A 16,040-nucleotide genomic window follows, 5' to 3' on the forward strand; every position below is an offset into this window, starting at 1 on the left:
GTATATTCGTACGAATGCATCACGCCCCGGGATACGGGGAAGTCTACGAAGCGGCCGACCGTCAGCAACGATACCGGCACTCCCGAGAGCCCCCACGGGACGGTGGCGTGGCCGGGAGGTAGCGTCTGGGGGGAGCTGGGCCCGGGAACGCGGTTGCGGTGCTGTGCGTTCACGAAATGACAGCTCATGTCGGATCAGTCGTTCACCAAGGGGAAGACGCTCACTTGATGCCGGACCGCAGCTTGGGACTCCTCACGCTCCGCCCGCAGTCCTTGCCGGGAGGGGAGCACAGCGGCGTGCTGCTGCGGGAGCGCCCCACCTCGCCGCCGGACGCCCCCTCGGGCGGGCAGAACGGCGACCAGCAGGGCAACGGCGGCCAGGGGCAGGACGACAACCCCTTCGCACCGCCGCCGGAGGGCACGCCCGACCGCCCGTGGCAGCCGCGCCGCCCGTCGGGCGACGACGAATCGCAGGGCTCCGACCGGGGCAACGGCGACTCCCCGTGGGGCAACCAGTGGAGCGACCGCCAGCCGGGCCGTTCCTCCGGCGGGTTCGGCGAGAACCCCCGGCGCGGACAGGACGGCCCCGGAGGAAACGGCGGCCCGGGCAGCGGCATGCGCTGGGACCCGACCGACCCGACCCAGCGGCGGGCTCGCTACGCCCTGCTGTCCGGCATGTGGGCCTTCTTCTTCGCCCTGTTCAGCTGGCCGTACATGGCGCTGCTGCTGGGCGCGCTCGCCCTGTACTGGGGCATCAGCAGCCTCCGCGCCAAGCCGCGCACCCCGGATCCGGACACCCCGGCCCCGCAGAACAACGGCCGCCCCCAGACGACGGCGGCGGTGAGCGGTCTGGTCACGGCGTCCCTCGCCATCGCGGTGGTCGCGGCCGGGTTCGCGGCGCAGGTGGTCTACAGCGACTACTACACCTGCCGGGACGACGCGCTCACCCATGAGGCGAAGCAGTCGTGCAACGAGCATCTGCCGAAGGAACTGCGGGGAGTTCTGGGCGGGGAGAGCTGACGCCGGAAGGGTGGCTACGGGGCGTCCGGTGAGTCCGGGGTCTCCCGTGCGGCCGGCTCCGGTGTCTCTTCCGGGGTCGGTTCCGGCGCCTTCCCCGTGACGGGTGCGTCCGGCACGCCGGTTGCCGCGGGTCCTTCCTCCGCCTCCGGTGACGTGTGCGGGACCGGCGCCTTCGGCTGCTGATCCTCGGCTGCCTTCTGCGGAACGGGTGGCTTCTGTTCCGGCTCCTTGACTGCCTTCCGGGCGAGCGGCTTCTGTTGCGGCTCCTTGACTGCCTTCCGGGCGAGCGGCTTCTGTTGCGGCCCCTTCCCTGTCTTCTGCAGGACGACCGGCTTCTGGTTCCGTCCCGCCGGGGCCTCTGACGGATTCGGTGCCGGCGGCGCCGACGCGTCTCCGTCCCCCGCGTCGGGTTCCCCGGGCGCCGCCGCCGGCCGCGGAGCCTCGTCGTCCCGCCGTGCCGGCGGCGGGGGCACCGACGGTGCGCCGGTGAGGGGGAAGTCGTCCGGCTCGAAGGTCGTGTCGTGGTCGTACGTGGCGTACGGGAGGTCCTGGGTGAGCGCCTCGTACCGGGCGTCCTCGCCGTACGCCGTGGCCCGAACGCCCTTGCCGTCCGCCTGGTCCGCACCCTTGTGGTCCTGTACCGGCGTCCTGCGACCGTGCGCCGAAGGCGCCGGGTTCGCGTCCGTCGGCCGGCCTTCGCCCTTTCCGGCCGCCGCCGCTCCGTCCGGCTCGTCCGCACCCCCCGGCTCCGCCGATCCCGGCAACCACCCACCGACCAGCGGCAACCGGCCCCGCAGCGGACGGTCCGAGTCCTGCGGGCCGCTCTCCCCCGGCGTTCCCACCCGGGGCTTGCCGATCCGTGCGCCTTGCGTGTCGCCCACCGACTCCGCCCGGTACCGCCACGCCCAGCACCGCCAGCCGCGCACCAGCACCGCCACCGGAACCGCCACCAGGGCGACCCACCCGAACGTCGCCGCCCCCGTCTGCCACCACACCGGCCCGAACCGCGCCAGCGCCCCCACGCCGAGCGGACCGCCCGACAGCGTGGACAGCACGGCGATCGCCAGTGCGCAGAACCCCGCCGCCAGCACCGCCGTGATGGCGGTCCGGCCGGGCGACCAGGTCACGGCGGGCGGCGCAGCCGCGGACCCGCCGCGGCCGGCCGGGGCCGGCTCCCCGGCGTGGAACCGGCCCGTCGAGGACCCCAGCCCGGCCCGGGACCGGTCCGAGGCCGAGCCCTGTCCACTCCGGGTCCGCGCCATGGCGGAGGTGTCGCCGCCGGACCGGTGCCGAGCGGTGGCGGACCCGTCCCCGCCGCCGGACCGTTCGTCGAGGCCGTCCCCCCATCCCGCCGCGAACCAGCCCACCACCAGGCCCGCCACGACCGGCACCACCGCGACCCCCCAGCGCAGCGGCCCGGCCACGGCCGTCTCCGGTACCGCCTCCAGCAGCGGGAACGGCGGCAGCAGCGGTGCCGGTGCCGAGGACAGCGGCCCCACCACATGCCCCGACCCGAGCACGAACCCCGGCCCGAGCGCGTAGGCCGCCGCCCACACCGCCGCGTTCGGCACGAGCGCCGCGCACAGCAGCAGTACCGCGAACCGTCCCGACCATCCCTGCGTCAGCTCCAGGAAGGAGTCCCGCACGGCACCGCCGTTCCACAGCAGCGCCCCGCCCACCAGCAACGCCCCGCCACCGGCGAGCGCCGCCACCCCCGCCCCGGCCGCCCGGGCCGCGGTGCCGACCCGGGCCCGCCCCTCCACCCCGGGCACCAGTCGGCGTACCCGGGCCGGCAGCACGAGCACCAGACCGTCCACGACCTCGGGCCGCCGCTCGCAGGCCGTCCACACCCCGACGCCCGCCGCCGTCATCGCGACCAGGGGCACCCGCAGCACCGTCCACAGCCAGGACGGCTGCAGTTCGCCCCCGGCGGAGTACACGGCGGCCGCCATGCCGACCCCGAGGTATCCGAGGACGACACCGGCCCACGCCGTGCGGATCGACGCCAGCGGCACCCCCTCGCCGCCGTCGGCCGCCGCGTCCCGTGCCGCCCGGTGCACCAGCCACACCGGCAGCGCGAGCAGCAGCAGCGGGGTGACACCGACCGGCGCGGGGACGCCGGAGAGCGTGTCGGTGCGGACCAGTTCCGCGCCGTGCGCCAGCAGCCACAGCACGGAGGCGGTCCGCAGCGCTCCGCCCGGTCCGCTGTCCGAGTACGGCGAACTGATCCACAGCACGATCACCACCACGGCGAACACACCGAGCCCCAGTCCGGCCGCCACCGCACCGCTGAAGAGGCTGGCGCCCAGGCCGGGCGAATGGCGGCGCAAGCGCGTGAGCAGGGGCGTTCTGCGAGCGGTCATCTCGATCACGTTCGCCATGCTCCCAACGACACGCGCTTTCCCGTCGTAACAGGCGAACCTCCGATGTGTCGCTCAATATATGTTTATGTACTTTTTCGTACGAAAGGGCGCCCGGTGACGCAGACCCCCGCAGCCCAGCTCCCCCCTCCCGAAGAGCGCCGACGCCTGCGCGAGGCCGCCTCGTTGACGCAGGCTCAGGTCGCGGAACGGGTGGGCGTCAGCCGGGAGACGGTTCGCGCGTGGGAGAGCGGCCGCACGACACCGCGGGGCCGCAGGAGGGAGGCGTACGCCCAACTGCTGCGGACCGTCGCCGACAAGACGGAGGGTCAGGAACCCGAGGAAGTCGATGACATGACGGCACTTCAGATCACCCCCGAGGACACGGACACCGCCCTTCCGGACGACGGGGAACCACCGCACGAGAGGCGGCTCACCCCGGCCCAGGCCTTCGACGCGCTGTACGCCTTCTGCGCTCCCGCCCTCGTACGGCAGACCTTCCTGCTCACCGGGCGCCGCGAGCTCGCCAGGGAGTCCGTCGAGCGGGCCTTCCAGCACGCCTGGCAGCGCTGGCCGGAAGTGGCCCGGGACCGCGATCCCGCGGGCTGGGTGCGGGCGACGGCGTACGATTTCGCGCTCTCCCCCTGGCACCGGTTCCGCCCCCGCTACCGGCATCCCGAACCGCCGCCGTCCGACGCGTTCGACCGCGCCCTGCTGGACGTGCTGCTCCGGCTGCCGCCGACCCAGCGCCGCACGCTCGTCCTCTACGACGGGGTCGGCCTGGACCTGCCCGAGACGGCCGCCGAGACGGAGGCGAGCACCCCGGCCGCCGCGAACCGTCTCCTGGACGCGCGCACCGCGGTCGCCGCCCGCCTGCCGGACCTGTCCGACCCCGGCACTCTCCATCGGCGCCTGGCCGAACTGGCCTCCACGGAGCGGCTGCGCGCGGCCAAGCCGGTCGAGGTGCGCGACGGCAGCGAACGCCGCGCCCGCTTCTGGACCCGGGCCGCGATCGCCTTCACGGTGGCGCTCATCGGCACGACGGCACTGACGCTGCGCACGGCTCCCACGCAGTACGAGCCACCGGTGCCGCCGGGCACGACGGTGCGAGGCGTGCCGCCGAGGATGGCGCCGGGGCCGCTGTCGGAGAAGGAGCTGGAGCTGCGGGAGAAGCTGCGCACACAGATGCAGGCCGGCCCGGAGCGGCTCGTACCGCAGGTCACATGACCGCCGTGGCCCGGGCGGGCGAGAACGCCGGTGGGCCCGCCCCCACAGAGGGAACGGGCCCACCGGCTCACTACGGACAGCCGTGACCGAGGTCAGCCGCCGAGGATCTCGCGGGCCAGCTTCGCCGTCTCGGTCGGGGTCTTGCCGACCTTGACGCCCGCGGCCTCCAGGGCCTCCTTCTTCGCCTGCGCCGTGCCGGAGGAACCGGACACGATCGCGCCGGCGTGACCCATGGTCTTGCCCTCGGGCGCGGTGAAGCCCGCGACGTAGCCGACGACCGGCTTCGTCACGTTCTCCTTGATGAACGCGGCCGCGCGCTCCTCGGCGTCGCCGCCGATCTCACCGATCATGACGATCAGGTCGGTGTCGGGGTCGGCCTGGAACGCGGCGAGCGCGTCGATGTGCGTGGTGCCGATGATCGGGTCGCCACCGATGCCGACGGCGGTCGAGAAGCCGATGTCGCGCAGCTCGTACATCATCTGGTACGTCAGCGTGCCGGACTTCGAGACCAGGCCGATACGGCCCGGCTTCGTGATGTCGCCCGGGATGATGCCGACGTTCGACTGGCCCGGGGTGATGATGCCGGGGCAGTTCGGGCCGATGATGCGGGTCTTGTTGCCCTTCTTGCCGGCGTACGCCCAGAAGGACGCCGTGTCGTGCACGGCGATGCCCTCGGTGATCACGACGGCCAGCGGGATCTCGGCGTCGATGGCCTCGACGACCGCGTCCTTGGTGAACTTCTCCGGCACGAAGATGACGGAGACGTTGGCGCCGGTCTTCTCGATGGCCTCCTTGACGGTGCCGAAGACCGGTACCTCGGTGCCGTCGAAGTCCACGGTCTGACCCGCCTTGCGCGGGTTGACGCCGCCCACGACCTCGGTGCCGTCACCGAGCATGAGCTTGGTGTGCTTCATGCCCGTGGCGCCGGTCATGCCCTGGACGATGACCTTGCTGTCCTTGTTGAGCCAGATAGCCATGGTGTGTTGTGTCCTCGTCCTGAGTGCTTACTTGGCGGCGTGAGCCAGTTCGGCGGCCTTGTCGGCCGCGCCGTCCATGGTGTCGACGCGCTGGACCAGCGGGTGGTTGGCGTCGGTGAGGATCTGCCGGCCGAGCTCGGCGTTGTTGCCGTCGAGGCGGACGACCAGCGGCTTGCTGACGTTCTCGCCGCGGTCCTCGAGGAGCTTGAGGGCCTGGACGATGCCGTTGGCGACCTCGTCGCACGCGGTGATGCCGCCGAAGACGTTGACGAAGACGGACTTGACGTCCGGGTCGCCGAGGATGATCTCGAGGCCGTTCGCCATGACCTGGGCGGAGGCGCCACCGCCGATGTCCAGGAAGTTGGCGGGCTTGACGTTGCCGTGGTTCTCACCGGCGTACGCGACGACGTCCAGGGTGCTCATGACGAGACCCGCGCCGTTGCCGATGATGCCGACCTCACCGTCGAGCTTGACGTAGTTGAGGTTCTTCTCCTTGGCCGCCGCCTCGAGCGGGTTGGCGGCGTCCTTGTCGTGGAGCTCCTCGTACTCGGGGTGGCGGAACTCGGCGTTCTCGTCGAGCGACACCTTGCCGTCGAGGGCGAGGACGTCACCGGAGGCGACCTTCGCGAGCGGGTTGACCTCGACGAGGAGGGCATCCGACTTGATGAAGGTGTCCCACAGCTTGATCAGGACGTTGACGACCTTGTCCGCGACCTCGGCCGGGAACTTGGCGGCCTCGACGATCTCGCGGGCCTTGGCCTCGTCCACACCGTCGATGGCGTCGATCGCGATCTTGGCGACGGCCTCCGGGCGGGTGGCCGCGACCTCCTCGATCTCCATGCCGCCCTCGACCGAGGCGATGGAGAGGAAGGTGCGGTTGGCACGGTCGAGGAGGAAGGAGACGTAGTACTCCTCCAGGATCTCCGGGGCCGTCTCGGCGATCATCACCTTGTGGACCGTGTGGCCCTTGATGTCCATGCCGAGGATGTCGGTCGCCCGGGCGACGGCCTCGTCCGCGCTCGCGGCGAGCTTCACGCCACCGGCCTTGCCGCGGCCGCCGACCTTCACCTGGGCCTTGACGACAGACTTGCCGCCGAGGCGCTCGGTGGCTGCGCGGGCCGCCTCAGGCGTGTCGATGACTTCACCGGCCAGCACCGGTACATCGTGCTTGGCGAAGAGGTCCCTCGCCTGGTACTCGAACAGGTCCACGCGCTTCCGTCCCTATCAGTGATCTCGCGGTTCGTTGGATGCGTGGGCGTGCCGCGAAGGGCAACGTGACGTCCGCTGTCACAAGGGAGGCGCACACGGTGTCCGAGCGCGCGGCATGTCCGTCTCGCAGGTTATCGCTGCTTGCAGGAGGCCCCTAAATCGAGGGTCACACCTGAGCGGTGATACCTGTCACATGATGCCGCGAACAGCGCTGATCACTGGCACGGCGTGCCGACCGTGAGGTCCCGGTGATGCGGCGGTGACCTGTCGGACGTCGACGGGACGGGCGACGGCCGAGGACCTCACCGGGCTGGGGTTGACCCGGTGAGGTCCCTTGAACAACCCGCAGGGGCACGAATGGGCCGCCCCTGGGGCGCTGGACGGGTGGTCCCCACCCCAATGGGGACCACGCGTCCGGTCCGCGAGGTTCCGGCCGGACGGGCGCCGATGGCTTTCGGCCGTCCGAGGCCGGGGGCCTCACGGAGTCGTCGGTCGCCGGGGTGGTGGCCGCGGTGGCGGTCACCTGTGGCTGTCACCGGTGGTGGCCGCGATGGCGGTCACCTGTGGTGGTCACCGGTCGCGATCACCGGTACTGATCACCTGTAGTGGTCACCGATGGTGATCACTGGTCGTGATCGTGGTGGTGAGCGCTGTGGTGAGCGTGTTCGCCCGGCGGATGGGGGTGCCGTCCGACCGGAGGTGTCCGGCGGCTGCGGGCCGATTTCCTGCTTGCCTGCCTGCCGCTGGTCCGGTCGAGCGGTGCGGACGGATTCAGATGCGGTGGGCACCGCCGTTCCGGCCGAGGTCCTGGACGTCGCCGGGTGTGGCGTAAGCGGCGACGGCCTGGACGTAGCCGGGTGTGGCCGAAGCGGTGACGTCGTGCGCGTAACCGGGTGTGGCCGAAGCGGAGACGTCGGGCGCGTAGCCCGGCGCGGCCGAAGCGGCGACGTCCCGGACGCCGGTGACGGCGTTGTCCGCGAGTGGGACGGCCGCGTGCCGGACGGTTCCGGTCAGGTCCTCGGCGAAGGGTGCAGCCTGCCCGGCCACGCCGTGCGCGAAGGGGCCGACCTCGCCGACCACACCGCCCGCGAAGGGCCGCACGTCGTCCGTGACGCCGTACGCCAGGTCCGTTGCGCTGCCGCCGACGCCGTCCACGACCGGCCGGACGGTGTCCACGACCGGCTGGACGGTGGCCACGACCGTGTCGACGACCGGCCGCACGGCACCGGTGACGCCGTACGCGAACGGCGGCACCTCCTCGGCGACGTCGCCGGCGAAGGGCACGGCCTGCCCGGCCACGCCGTGCGCGAAGGGGCCGACCTCGCCGACCACACCGCCCGCGAAGGGCCGCACGTCGTCCGTGACGCCGTACGCGAGCGTGCCCGCGTCGGCGACGGCCTGCCCGGCGACCGGCACCACGCCGTGCACGGCCGCGTCGGCCACCGGCGGCAGGACCGAGCCGGTGACGTCATCGGTGACATGGCCGACGAGGCCGGTGGCGTACGGGGGGACGTCGGTGGCGACGCCCCGCACGACCGGCTGGACGTCGGCGACCGCGCCCGAGGCGACGGGCCGGACGTCGGCGACGGTGCCGTGGGCGAGGTGCCCGACATCGCCGACCGCGCCGCCGGCCACCGGCCGCACGCCCTGGACGACCCCGTCGGCAACCGGCTGGACCCCCTGGACGGCTCCGCCGACGATCGGCTGAACGCCCTGGACGGTCCCGCCGACCACGGGCTGGACGCCCGCGACCGCTCCGGTGGCCACCGGCTGGACGTCGGCGACCACTCCGTACGCCAGCGCGGTCGCGGCGTCGACGGTGTGCCGGGCGGCGCCGCCGACTCCGGCGACGGCGCCATGGGCGACCGGAACCACGTCGTCCACGGTCCGGCCGACGACCGGGGCGACGCCGTGGACGGCGTGACCCACGACCGGGGCCACGCCGTTCACGGCGTCACCGACCACCGGCTGGACGCCGTCCACCGCATGACCGGCGACCGGGGTCACTCCGGCCACGGCACCGGTGGCGGCGGGGACGACACCGGCGACGGCGTGCCCCGCGGCCGGGACGACGCCCTCGACCGCGCGACCGGCGACCGGGACGACCCCGTGCACGGCCTCGGTGACGACCGGCGGGACGGCGGCGTCGGCCGTCTGTTCCACGACCGGGGTGACCGTGCCGGGGACGGCGGCGACCGTGCCGACGACCCGCTGCTCCACGCCACCGACCGTGCCCGTGACATGGCCCGGGACCGCGGAGACGGAACCCTGCGCGGCGTCGGTGACGGCACCGGCCCGGCCGGTGGCGGCCACCGCCGCGTCCGTGACCCTGCCGTCGGCGTGGGCGAGCGCCGCGTGCGCGACATCGCCGGCGCCCGCCGCGGTGCGGCCCGCCCCGGCGACGGCGTACCGCGCCTTCGTCCGTACGACGCCCTCGGCGCCCTGCGCCTGCGAACGCGCCGCCGTCTGCGCGCCCTGCACCTTCGTCTGCGCGGCGGCGAGCGCCTGCTCCAGCTCGGGCGCGAAGGCGGCGAGGGGGCCGAAGAGGTAGTCGATGGTGCCGGGGTGCTGCGGGGTGTCGTGGGGGAGGTCGCGGACGTCGGTCACGGCCGCGGAGACATGGGCCTCGGCCCGCGCGGTGACCTGCGCGGTCGCGTGCGCGGCGGCCTTGTCCGCGCGGGCTGCCTTCGCGCCCTGGATGGCCTGCGCCGCGCCCTTGGCCTTGGCGGCCTTGGCCGCCCTGTCGGCGGCGGAAGCGGCGGTGTTCGTCGCGGACGGGACCGTGACGTCGGCGTCCACGTAACGGCGGGCCTGATCGGCGGTGTCCGCGGGCGCGGTCGGCGCGGTGTCGGTGACCTCGCCGGTGGCGCCCTCGGTGACGCCGGTGACGGTGTCCGTCACGCCGGAGACGACACCGTCGACCGTGTCGGTCACGCCACCGAGAAGACCGGGGGTGTCGGCGCTGTCGGCTGTGTCGGTCACGTCGGTCACGTCGGTGGCCTTGTCCGGGGCGGAGAGGGTGGAGGCGGGCAGCTCGTCGGCGCTGGCGACGGTCGAACCGAGCGCCCAGGCGCCGGTGACACCGGCGGCTATGACGATCGAACGGCGGATGTTCTTGTTCATGTGTGCGTCGGATCCCTGGATCTGGGGTTCCGAAGGCCCCCGGAGCGACGGAGAAGTGAAGCTCCGGGACTTCGGACGGTTGGGGACATTCCGGCGCCGATCACGGTCGCGGTCCGGTGAGTTGAGGACCGGCGGGACCGGGTACGGCTCCGGTGGCTTCCGTCCGCCCCGCTGTCGCGGGACAACCGCGAACTGGGGTCCGGACGGACGGGCGGGCCTGTATCCACCCCACGCGGCAGATGCCACGGCGGGGAGGGTCGGCCTAAGGGCCTAAGGGCCTATGGGCCTATGGGCCTGAGGGCCTGAGGGCCTGAGGGCCTGCGGGCCTGCGGGCCTGCGGGCCTGCGGGCCTGCGGGCCTGCGGGCCTGCGGGCCTGCGGGCCTGCGGGCCTGCGGGCCTGCGGGCCTGCGGGCCTGCGGGCCTGCGGGCCTGCGGGCCTGCGGGCCTACTGGCCTGCGGCCTCGGCACCTAGGCCGGCGAAACCGGAATGTCCCGGTGCCTGTCCTGAATCGCGTCCGCTTCCGCACTTGCGGCGGGGCCGGGCACCAGCCGCACTGCCACGCGCCGGCTCAACGAGACCGCGTGCGCGTCACCGTGCCGCGGCGTACCGCTGTCGCCCACCGCGTGGTTGCCCGCCGCGCCACCCGGGTGGTCGGACGGCGCCTGACGGGTGGGGGCGTAGCCGGACGGCGCGGTGCGGTGTGCGTGGCCGGCCGCCGGAGCGTGGAACCCGGTTCCGTCGCTTCCGAAACGGGGGCCCTGAACGCCGTTCGTCTCCTTGCCGGTACGCCCCTTGACGGCGCGTCCGTCACTGGAACCGGGCGCGTCCGACCCCGGTTGCGGCGTCCCGGTGATCGGGGCCGGCAACGTCTGCCCGGGCAGCACGGGCACACCGGCACCCGGCAGATCCGGGATCCCGGGAAAAGCGGGGAGCTCCCACCCGGGCCAGCTCGGCCACGTCGTCTCGGGTGCCGTCGGCAGCGAGGGCAGTGCCGCCAACGGCGGCACCATCGCCTGCACCTCCGCCAGCCCCGCGGCCAGATCCCCGGTCACCGTCCGCACCACATCACCGACGGGCCGCACGACCTGCGTGCCGACGGTCCGTCCGACCTGCCCGGTCACCGGGGTGAGGAGCTGGTCGTCCGGGGCCGGCTGGGGTGCGGGCGTGCGGGGGGTGTGCGGCTGGGCGGGCTGATCCTGGGTGGGCAGGTTCTGGACGGGCAGGTTCTGGACGGGCAGGTTCTGGACGGGCTGGTCGGGGGCCTGGCTTCGCGGCAGTTGAGGCTGAGGGACGCGGTCCTCGGTGACCGGGTGCCCGGGAAGCGCGGGCTCGGCGGGCGGAGCCGTCGGCTTGTCGTGCGTGCTGGGGCCGACCTGGACGCCGGGTACGACCTGGGCGTCAGGCGCGGCCTGCACATCAGGCCCGGCCTGCACATCGGGCGCCGCCTGTGCGTCAGGCCCGGCCTGCGCGTCGGGCTCGGTGGCAGGGGCGGGCGGGCTCAGGAGCCGCTCGACCGTGCGCTGCGCCGACGACCGGAGTTCGTCCACCGCCGAGGCCGACGCGGACGGCACCGCCGATGCGCGTGGCATGGCCGACGTCGCCGACACCGACGAAGCGCCCACCGGCATCCCGTCCGACCCGTCGGCCGCGTACGCCCGCTCCCCGCCGAGGAGCGCGATGGCCAACAGGCCGCCCGCCACCAGCACCAGTTGCAGCGCACGCCGCCCGGCCGCGACGCGCAGGACGCGCGCAGCGGCACCGGGCAAGGTGGCCGGCCAGGTCAAGACGAGGTGGTCCCTCCGTGCGGCGGAACGAGTACGTGTGACGAGCGTCGAGTCGACCGGACTCGGTACGGACAGGCGGCGCGACGGCGCACCACCCAGCAGGCGCCGATCCTTGCACGCCCCTCCTGCCGTCGCGCAAGCCCCCCGTTACCGATGGGTAGTCATGTCCGTTTTGCTGGCCGAAGTCGGTCATCACTTGGTCGACAAATCACCGGTAATTCCTCGCCCTTGGACCCGTGCTCAGGTCGCGTCCGGCACCGGAATCGGCCGCTTCTCGATGGCCGCCGCCATCACCTCCGGGAACAGGTCGGGCGTACACGCGAAGGCAGGCGCGCCCAACGCGGCGAGCGCGGCCGCGTGCTCCCGGTCATAGGCCGGCGCCCCTTCGTCCGACAGCGCCAGCAGCGCGACGAACTGCACCCCGGACGCCTTCATCGCGGCCACCCGCTTGAGCATCTCGTTGCGTATGCCGCCCTCGTACAGGTCGCTGATCAGCACGACCACCGTCTCCGCGGGCCGCGTGATCTGCGACTGGCAGTACGCGAGCGCCCTGTTGATGTCCGTGCCCCCGCCGAGCTGGGTGCCGAAGAGGACGTCCACGGGGTCGTCGAGCTGGTCGGTGAGGTCGACGACGGAGGTGTCGAACACGACCAGCCGCGTGTTGATGGACCGCATCGACGCCAGCACGGCCCCGAACACCGACGCGTACACCACGGACGCCGCCATCGACCCCGACTGGTCGATGCAGAGGATGACCTCTTTCTTCACGGACTGCGATGCCCGTCCGTACCCGATGAGCCGCTCCGGCACGATCGTCCGGTACTCCGGCAGATAGTGCTTGAGGTTGGCCGCGATGGTGCGGTTCCAGTCGATGTCGTGGTGGCGGGGCTGGCTGATCCGGGCACTGCGGTCGAGGGCGCCGGTGAGAGTGGCTCGTGTGCGGGTCGCGAGGCGCTTCTCCAGGTCCTCGACGACCTTGCGCACGACGGCCCGTGCCGTCTCCTTCGTCGTCTCCGGCATCGCCCGGTTGAGCGAGAGCAGCGTGCCGACGAGGTGCACGTCCGCCTCCACCGCCTCCAGCATCTCCGGCTCCAGCAGCAGCGTCGACAGCCCGAGCCGGTCGATGGCGTCCCGCTGCATGACCTGGACCACGGACGAGGGGAAGTACGTGCGGATGTCGCCGAGCCACCGTGCCACGGACGGCGCCGAGGCACCGAGCCCCGCCGAACGGTCCCTCCCCGGCTGTGTCCCCTTGTCCCCCTTCCCGTAGAGCGCGGTCAACGCCCCGTCCATGGCCGCGTCCTTGCCCGAGAGCGCGCACCCGGTGCCGTCGGCGTCGTCCCCGCCGAGCACCATCCGCCACCGCCGCAACCGCTCCCGGGCCGGATCCATCGCCTCGGCAGTCATCGGCACGCTCCCTTGAGAGGTCGCTCCCACGCTCGTCATCGGCACGCTCCCGTACGAGGCCGCTCCCACAGCGGCAGCACCGGCACGGTCGTCGTCAACGGCCGGCCGCCCTGCGCCGCGAACCGGTGCGGCTGCCTTCCGGCACCCGCCGCCGCTGCTCGTTCCCTCGGTTCCGTCGCCACCACGTCAGTCGTCATCCCGTCGCCCCCACAAGGTCGTTGTCCCCGAGGCCGCCGTCGGCGCCCCCGCCCCTCTCCACCCGGTCCAGCCCCAGCAGCAACCGCACCACCGGCACCACGGCGTCCGCCCGGTCGACATCGAACTCGGCCGCGAATCCAGGTATCCCGGGCCCGCCGACACCCGCCCCGGCCCGCTCCCCCGGCCCGCGCCGGACCAACTCCCCGAGGGTTCGCCGCACTCCCGGCTCATACGCCGAGAAGGTGCGCCGCAGCAGCGGCAGCACATCCGTGAACGCCTCCGCCGACACCCCGGTCAGCCACGTGTCGACCAGCCCGAGCAGTCGCTCGTCGTGCACGAGCAGCATCCCGCCGCCCGATCCGCCCCCGACGAACCCCTCGATCCACGCGGCCGCGTCCCCCGGCGGCGTCCCCGGCGACAACGCGAGCCCCATCGCGCGCGCCGCCTCGTCCTGCGCCAACTCCCCGTCGTCCAGAAGCAACCGCACCGCGCGCCCCCGGATGACACCGGGCACGGTGTCCCGCACGGCCAGCACGCGCAGCACGCCGTGCCAGCGCTGCCGCAGATCGCCGTGCCCCGGCCCGGACGAGCCGGAGCCGCCCTCGAGTCCGTCCCCGCCCTTCAGGCCCCCGTCCCCGTATTCGTCCGCGTCCCCGGAATCGTCCCCGCCCCGCGCACCCTGTCCCGAAGCCACCGCATCTCCCAGCAGCCCGACCGCGCCATGCACCGCGTCGACATGCCGCCGCATCTCTTCGGCCGCGTCCGCGTCCAGCGCGGCGCACGCCGGGGGCAGCCCGACGAACACGCGCTCGGCGAGTCCCGCGGCGACCTCCGCGAGCGCCCGGGTGTCCGTGCCGCGCACATCGCCGTACCGCAGAGAGCGGACCAGCGCGGGAAGGGCCTGGGCGAGATGGCCGACGTCGGCGTCGAGGGCGGCCCGGTCGGCGAGGATCCGCATCACCGTCGGCAGCGCGTCCGGCAGTTCGGCCAGGAGGCAGCGTTCGGCGAGGGCGGTGACGTCGGCGAGGCCCTGCGCGGAGACGGCGTCCGCCTCGGCCTTCGCGGCTGCCGCCGCGTACACGGTGGTCCCCCACACCCCGGCCTCGGCGACCCGCACGGACAGCTCCGGCTCCCACCGCAGCCGCCACGTCTCCCGGAACGTCCCCGTGCTGCCCCGCGACGCGACCGGCTCCCCCCACTCCACCCGCAGCAGCCGCAGCCGGTGCAGCAGCCTGCTGCGCTCGGCGTCGTTCTCCTTGCGCAGGTCGAGCTCCAGCTCCCGCTCGAGTGCCTCCGGCTTGAGCCGCAGCCGGCGCTGGGTCCGGTCGAGGTCTCGCTGCAACGGCACCGCCGGCGCCGACGGCGGTACCTCCCCCAGCACGTCCCCCACGACCAGCCGGTCCTGCACGAGCGCCAACGGCACGTCCGAGCCCTCGCACATGACCGCCCGCACCGCGTCGGTCGTCTCGCTCAGTCCCGGCAACGGGCGTCCGCGCATCGCCGCGAGCGTCTCCGCCAGCCGCACCGCCTCGATGACATGCGCCGAGGACACGATCCGGTCCTCTTCCCGCAGCAGCCCGGCCACCTTCGTCAGCCACCGCTCGACCGGCCGGTCCGGCGCACTGAACAGGTGCCCGTACCAGCCCGGAGAGTCGATCCCCGCCCCGTAGCCGCTCACCCGGGCCAGCCGCCGGTTCGTCCACGGCACCCAGGTCATGTCGGCCTTGACCTTGGGCAGCCCCTTCAGCAGTGCCTTGTCGGCGCCGACGGTGCTCTTCTGCCGCAGCGCGGGCACATGCCAGGCCCCGCACACGACAGCCACGTCGTCGCCGAACTCCCGCTGTGCCGCCCGTACCTGGAGCCGCATATAGGCCTCGCGCACGAGGTCCCGGTCATGTCCCCCGCTCCCGTACGTCTCCCGCAGCGCCCCCATGGCCTCTTCGAGCCCGAGGAACGGTGCGAACACATCCCCGTCCCCCGCCCCCCGGTGCTCGACGACGTCCTCCCACCACCGCTCGGGGTCGTCGTAACCGGCGACATCGGCGAGCACGGCGAGGGGGTCCACGCGGACGGCGGCATGAGGATCAGTCACCTCGGTCACCTCGGTCACCTCGGCCTCAGGGCCGTTCGCGTCGGCACCGGATGCGTCGGAGCCGTCGGCCGGCTCACCCCCCTCACCCGCATCCAACGCGGTCTCGTCCGCCTTCCCCCACGCCAATGTGTGCGTGGCGGGAAGGTCGATGAACCGGGCCGGGACCTGGTGCTCCACCGCCCAGCGGATCGCCACCCACTCGGGGGAGAACTCGGCCAGCGGCCAGAAGGCGGAGCGGCCGGGTTCGTCGACGGCGTGAGCGAGGAGCGCGACCGGGGGCCGCATGGCCGCGTCACCGGCGAGCGGGATCAGCACGTCGGCCTCCGGCGGCCCTTCGATCAGCACGGTCCGTGGCCGCGCCGCGTCCAGCGCCGCCCGCACCGCACGCGCCGAGCCGGGTCCGTGATGCCGGACCCCGAGCAGCAACGGCCCCGAGGGCCGCATCACCGAACGAGCTGCCGCCGATCCGACCGAGCTGCCCGACTCGGTGCGCTCATCGCGCTCCCCGCCGGTGACCGCGTCCATCCCGTGACTCCCGGTGTCCGTGTCCTCAACGCTGTTCACATCGGCCCCCTGCTCCACAGCTGTCCTCCCCCATCGCTCACGCCTCCCCCGCCATGACCCATGACCGGCGTTCCCCCT

The 16,040-nt window shown here is 73.5% G+C and carries 9 protein-coding genes; 2 read left to right on the forward strand and 7 right to left on the reverse strand.

What is annotated here, in order from left to right; all coding sequences use genetic code 11:
- Nucleotides 1-227: 227 nt before the first annotated feature.
- A complete protein-coding gene (locus tag ACGFW6_RS30935) occupies nucleotides 228-1,019 on the forward strand; it encodes a hypothetical protein (protein ID WP_393517061.1) in 792 nt (263 codons plus the stop codon).
- Nucleotides 1,020-1,033: 14 nt separating this feature from the next.
- Here ACGFW6_RS30935 and ACGFW6_RS30940 read toward each other — a convergent pair whose 3' ends face one another.
- On the reverse strand, nucleotides 1,034-3,391 hold the full coding sequence (locus ACGFW6_RS30940; protein WP_393517135.1) for a DUF6350 family protein: 2,358 nt from the start codon (nucleotides 3,389-3,391) through the stop codon (nucleotides 1,034-1,036).
- A gap of 105 nt (nucleotides 3,392-3,496) precedes the next feature.
- Between ACGFW6_RS30940 and ACGFW6_RS30945 the strand changes: the two genes are divergently transcribed.
- Nucleotides 3,497-4,606 (forward strand): helix-turn-helix domain-containing protein, encoded by a 1,110-nt coding sequence (locus ACGFW6_RS30945; protein WP_393517064.1) that lies wholly within the window; start codon nucleotides 3,497-3,499, stop codon nucleotides 4,604-4,606.
- 92 nt (nucleotides 4,607-4,698) lie between these two features.
- On the opposite strand, the gene sucD is transcribed toward ACGFW6_RS30945, so the two are convergent.
- The 6 genes from sucD to ACGFW6_RS30975 form a co-directional block, all read right to left on the reverse strand.
- Nucleotides 4,699-5,583, reverse strand: a complete 885-nt coding sequence (sucD, locus tag ACGFW6_RS30950) for a succinate--CoA ligase subunit alpha (protein WP_393517067.1) — start codon at nucleotides 5,581-5,583, stop codon at nucleotides 4,699-4,701.
- A gap of 27 nt (nucleotides 5,584-5,610) precedes the next feature.
- Nucleotides 5,611-6,792 (reverse strand): ADP-forming succinate--CoA ligase subunit beta, encoded by a 1,182-nt coding sequence (gene sucC / locus ACGFW6_RS30955; RefSeq protein ID WP_393517070.1) that lies wholly within the window; start codon nucleotides 6,790-6,792, stop codon nucleotides 5,611-5,613.
- Between the two features lie 771 nt (nucleotides 6,793-7,563).
- On the reverse strand, nucleotides 7,564-9,915 hold the full coding sequence (locus ACGFW6_RS30960) for a hypothetical protein (RefSeq protein WP_393517073.1): 2,352 nt from the start codon (nucleotides 9,913-9,915) through the stop codon (nucleotides 7,564-7,566).
- A gap of 469 nt (nucleotides 9,916-10,384) precedes the next feature.
- Complete coding sequence (locus tag ACGFW6_RS30965; protein ID WP_393517076.1) at nucleotides 10,385-11,701, reverse strand: hypothetical protein; 1,317 nt, start codon at nucleotides 11,699-11,701, stop codon at nucleotides 10,385-10,387.
- Nucleotides 11,702-11,941: 240 nt separating this feature from the next.
- Entirely contained in the window at nucleotides 11,942-13,108 is a 1,167-nt protein-coding gene (locus ACGFW6_RS30970; RefSeq protein WP_393517079.1) for a VWA domain-containing protein, read from the reverse strand.
- A 193-nt stretch (nucleotides 13,109-13,301) separates the two neighbouring features.
- Nucleotides 13,302-15,842 (reverse strand): DUF5682 family protein, encoded by a 2,541-nt coding sequence (locus ACGFW6_RS30975; RefSeq protein WP_393517138.1) that lies wholly within the window; start codon nucleotides 15,840-15,842, stop codon nucleotides 13,302-13,304.
- Between the last annotated feature and the right edge of the window lie 198 nt (nucleotides 15,843-16,040).

Source organism: Streptomyces sp. Y7 (assembly GCF_043195415.1).
Taxonomy (GTDB): domain Bacteria; phylum Actinomycetota; class Actinomycetes; order Streptomycetales; family Streptomycetaceae; genus Streptomyces.

Coding starts and splice junctions, on each gene's coding strand:
- ACGFW6_RS30935 (WP_393517061.1), top strand. CDS start 228: ATGCCGGACCGCAGCTTGGGACTCCTCACGCTCCGCCCGCAGTCCTTG.
- sucD (WP_393517067.1), bottom strand. CDS start 5,583: ATGGCTATCTGGCTCAACAAGGACAGCAAGGTCATCGTCCAGGGCATG.
- ACGFW6_RS30960 (WP_393517073.1), bottom strand. CDS start 9,915: ATGAACAAGAACATCCGCCGTTCGATCGTCATAGCCGCCGGTGTCACC.
- ACGFW6_RS30970 (WP_393517079.1), bottom strand. CDS start 13,108: ATGACTGCCGAGGCGATGGATCCGGCCCGGGAGCGGTTGCGGCGGTGG.
- ACGFW6_RS30975 (WP_393517138.1), bottom strand. CDS start 15,842: ATGCGGCCCTCGGGGCCGTTGCTGCTCGGGGTCCGGCATCACGGACCC.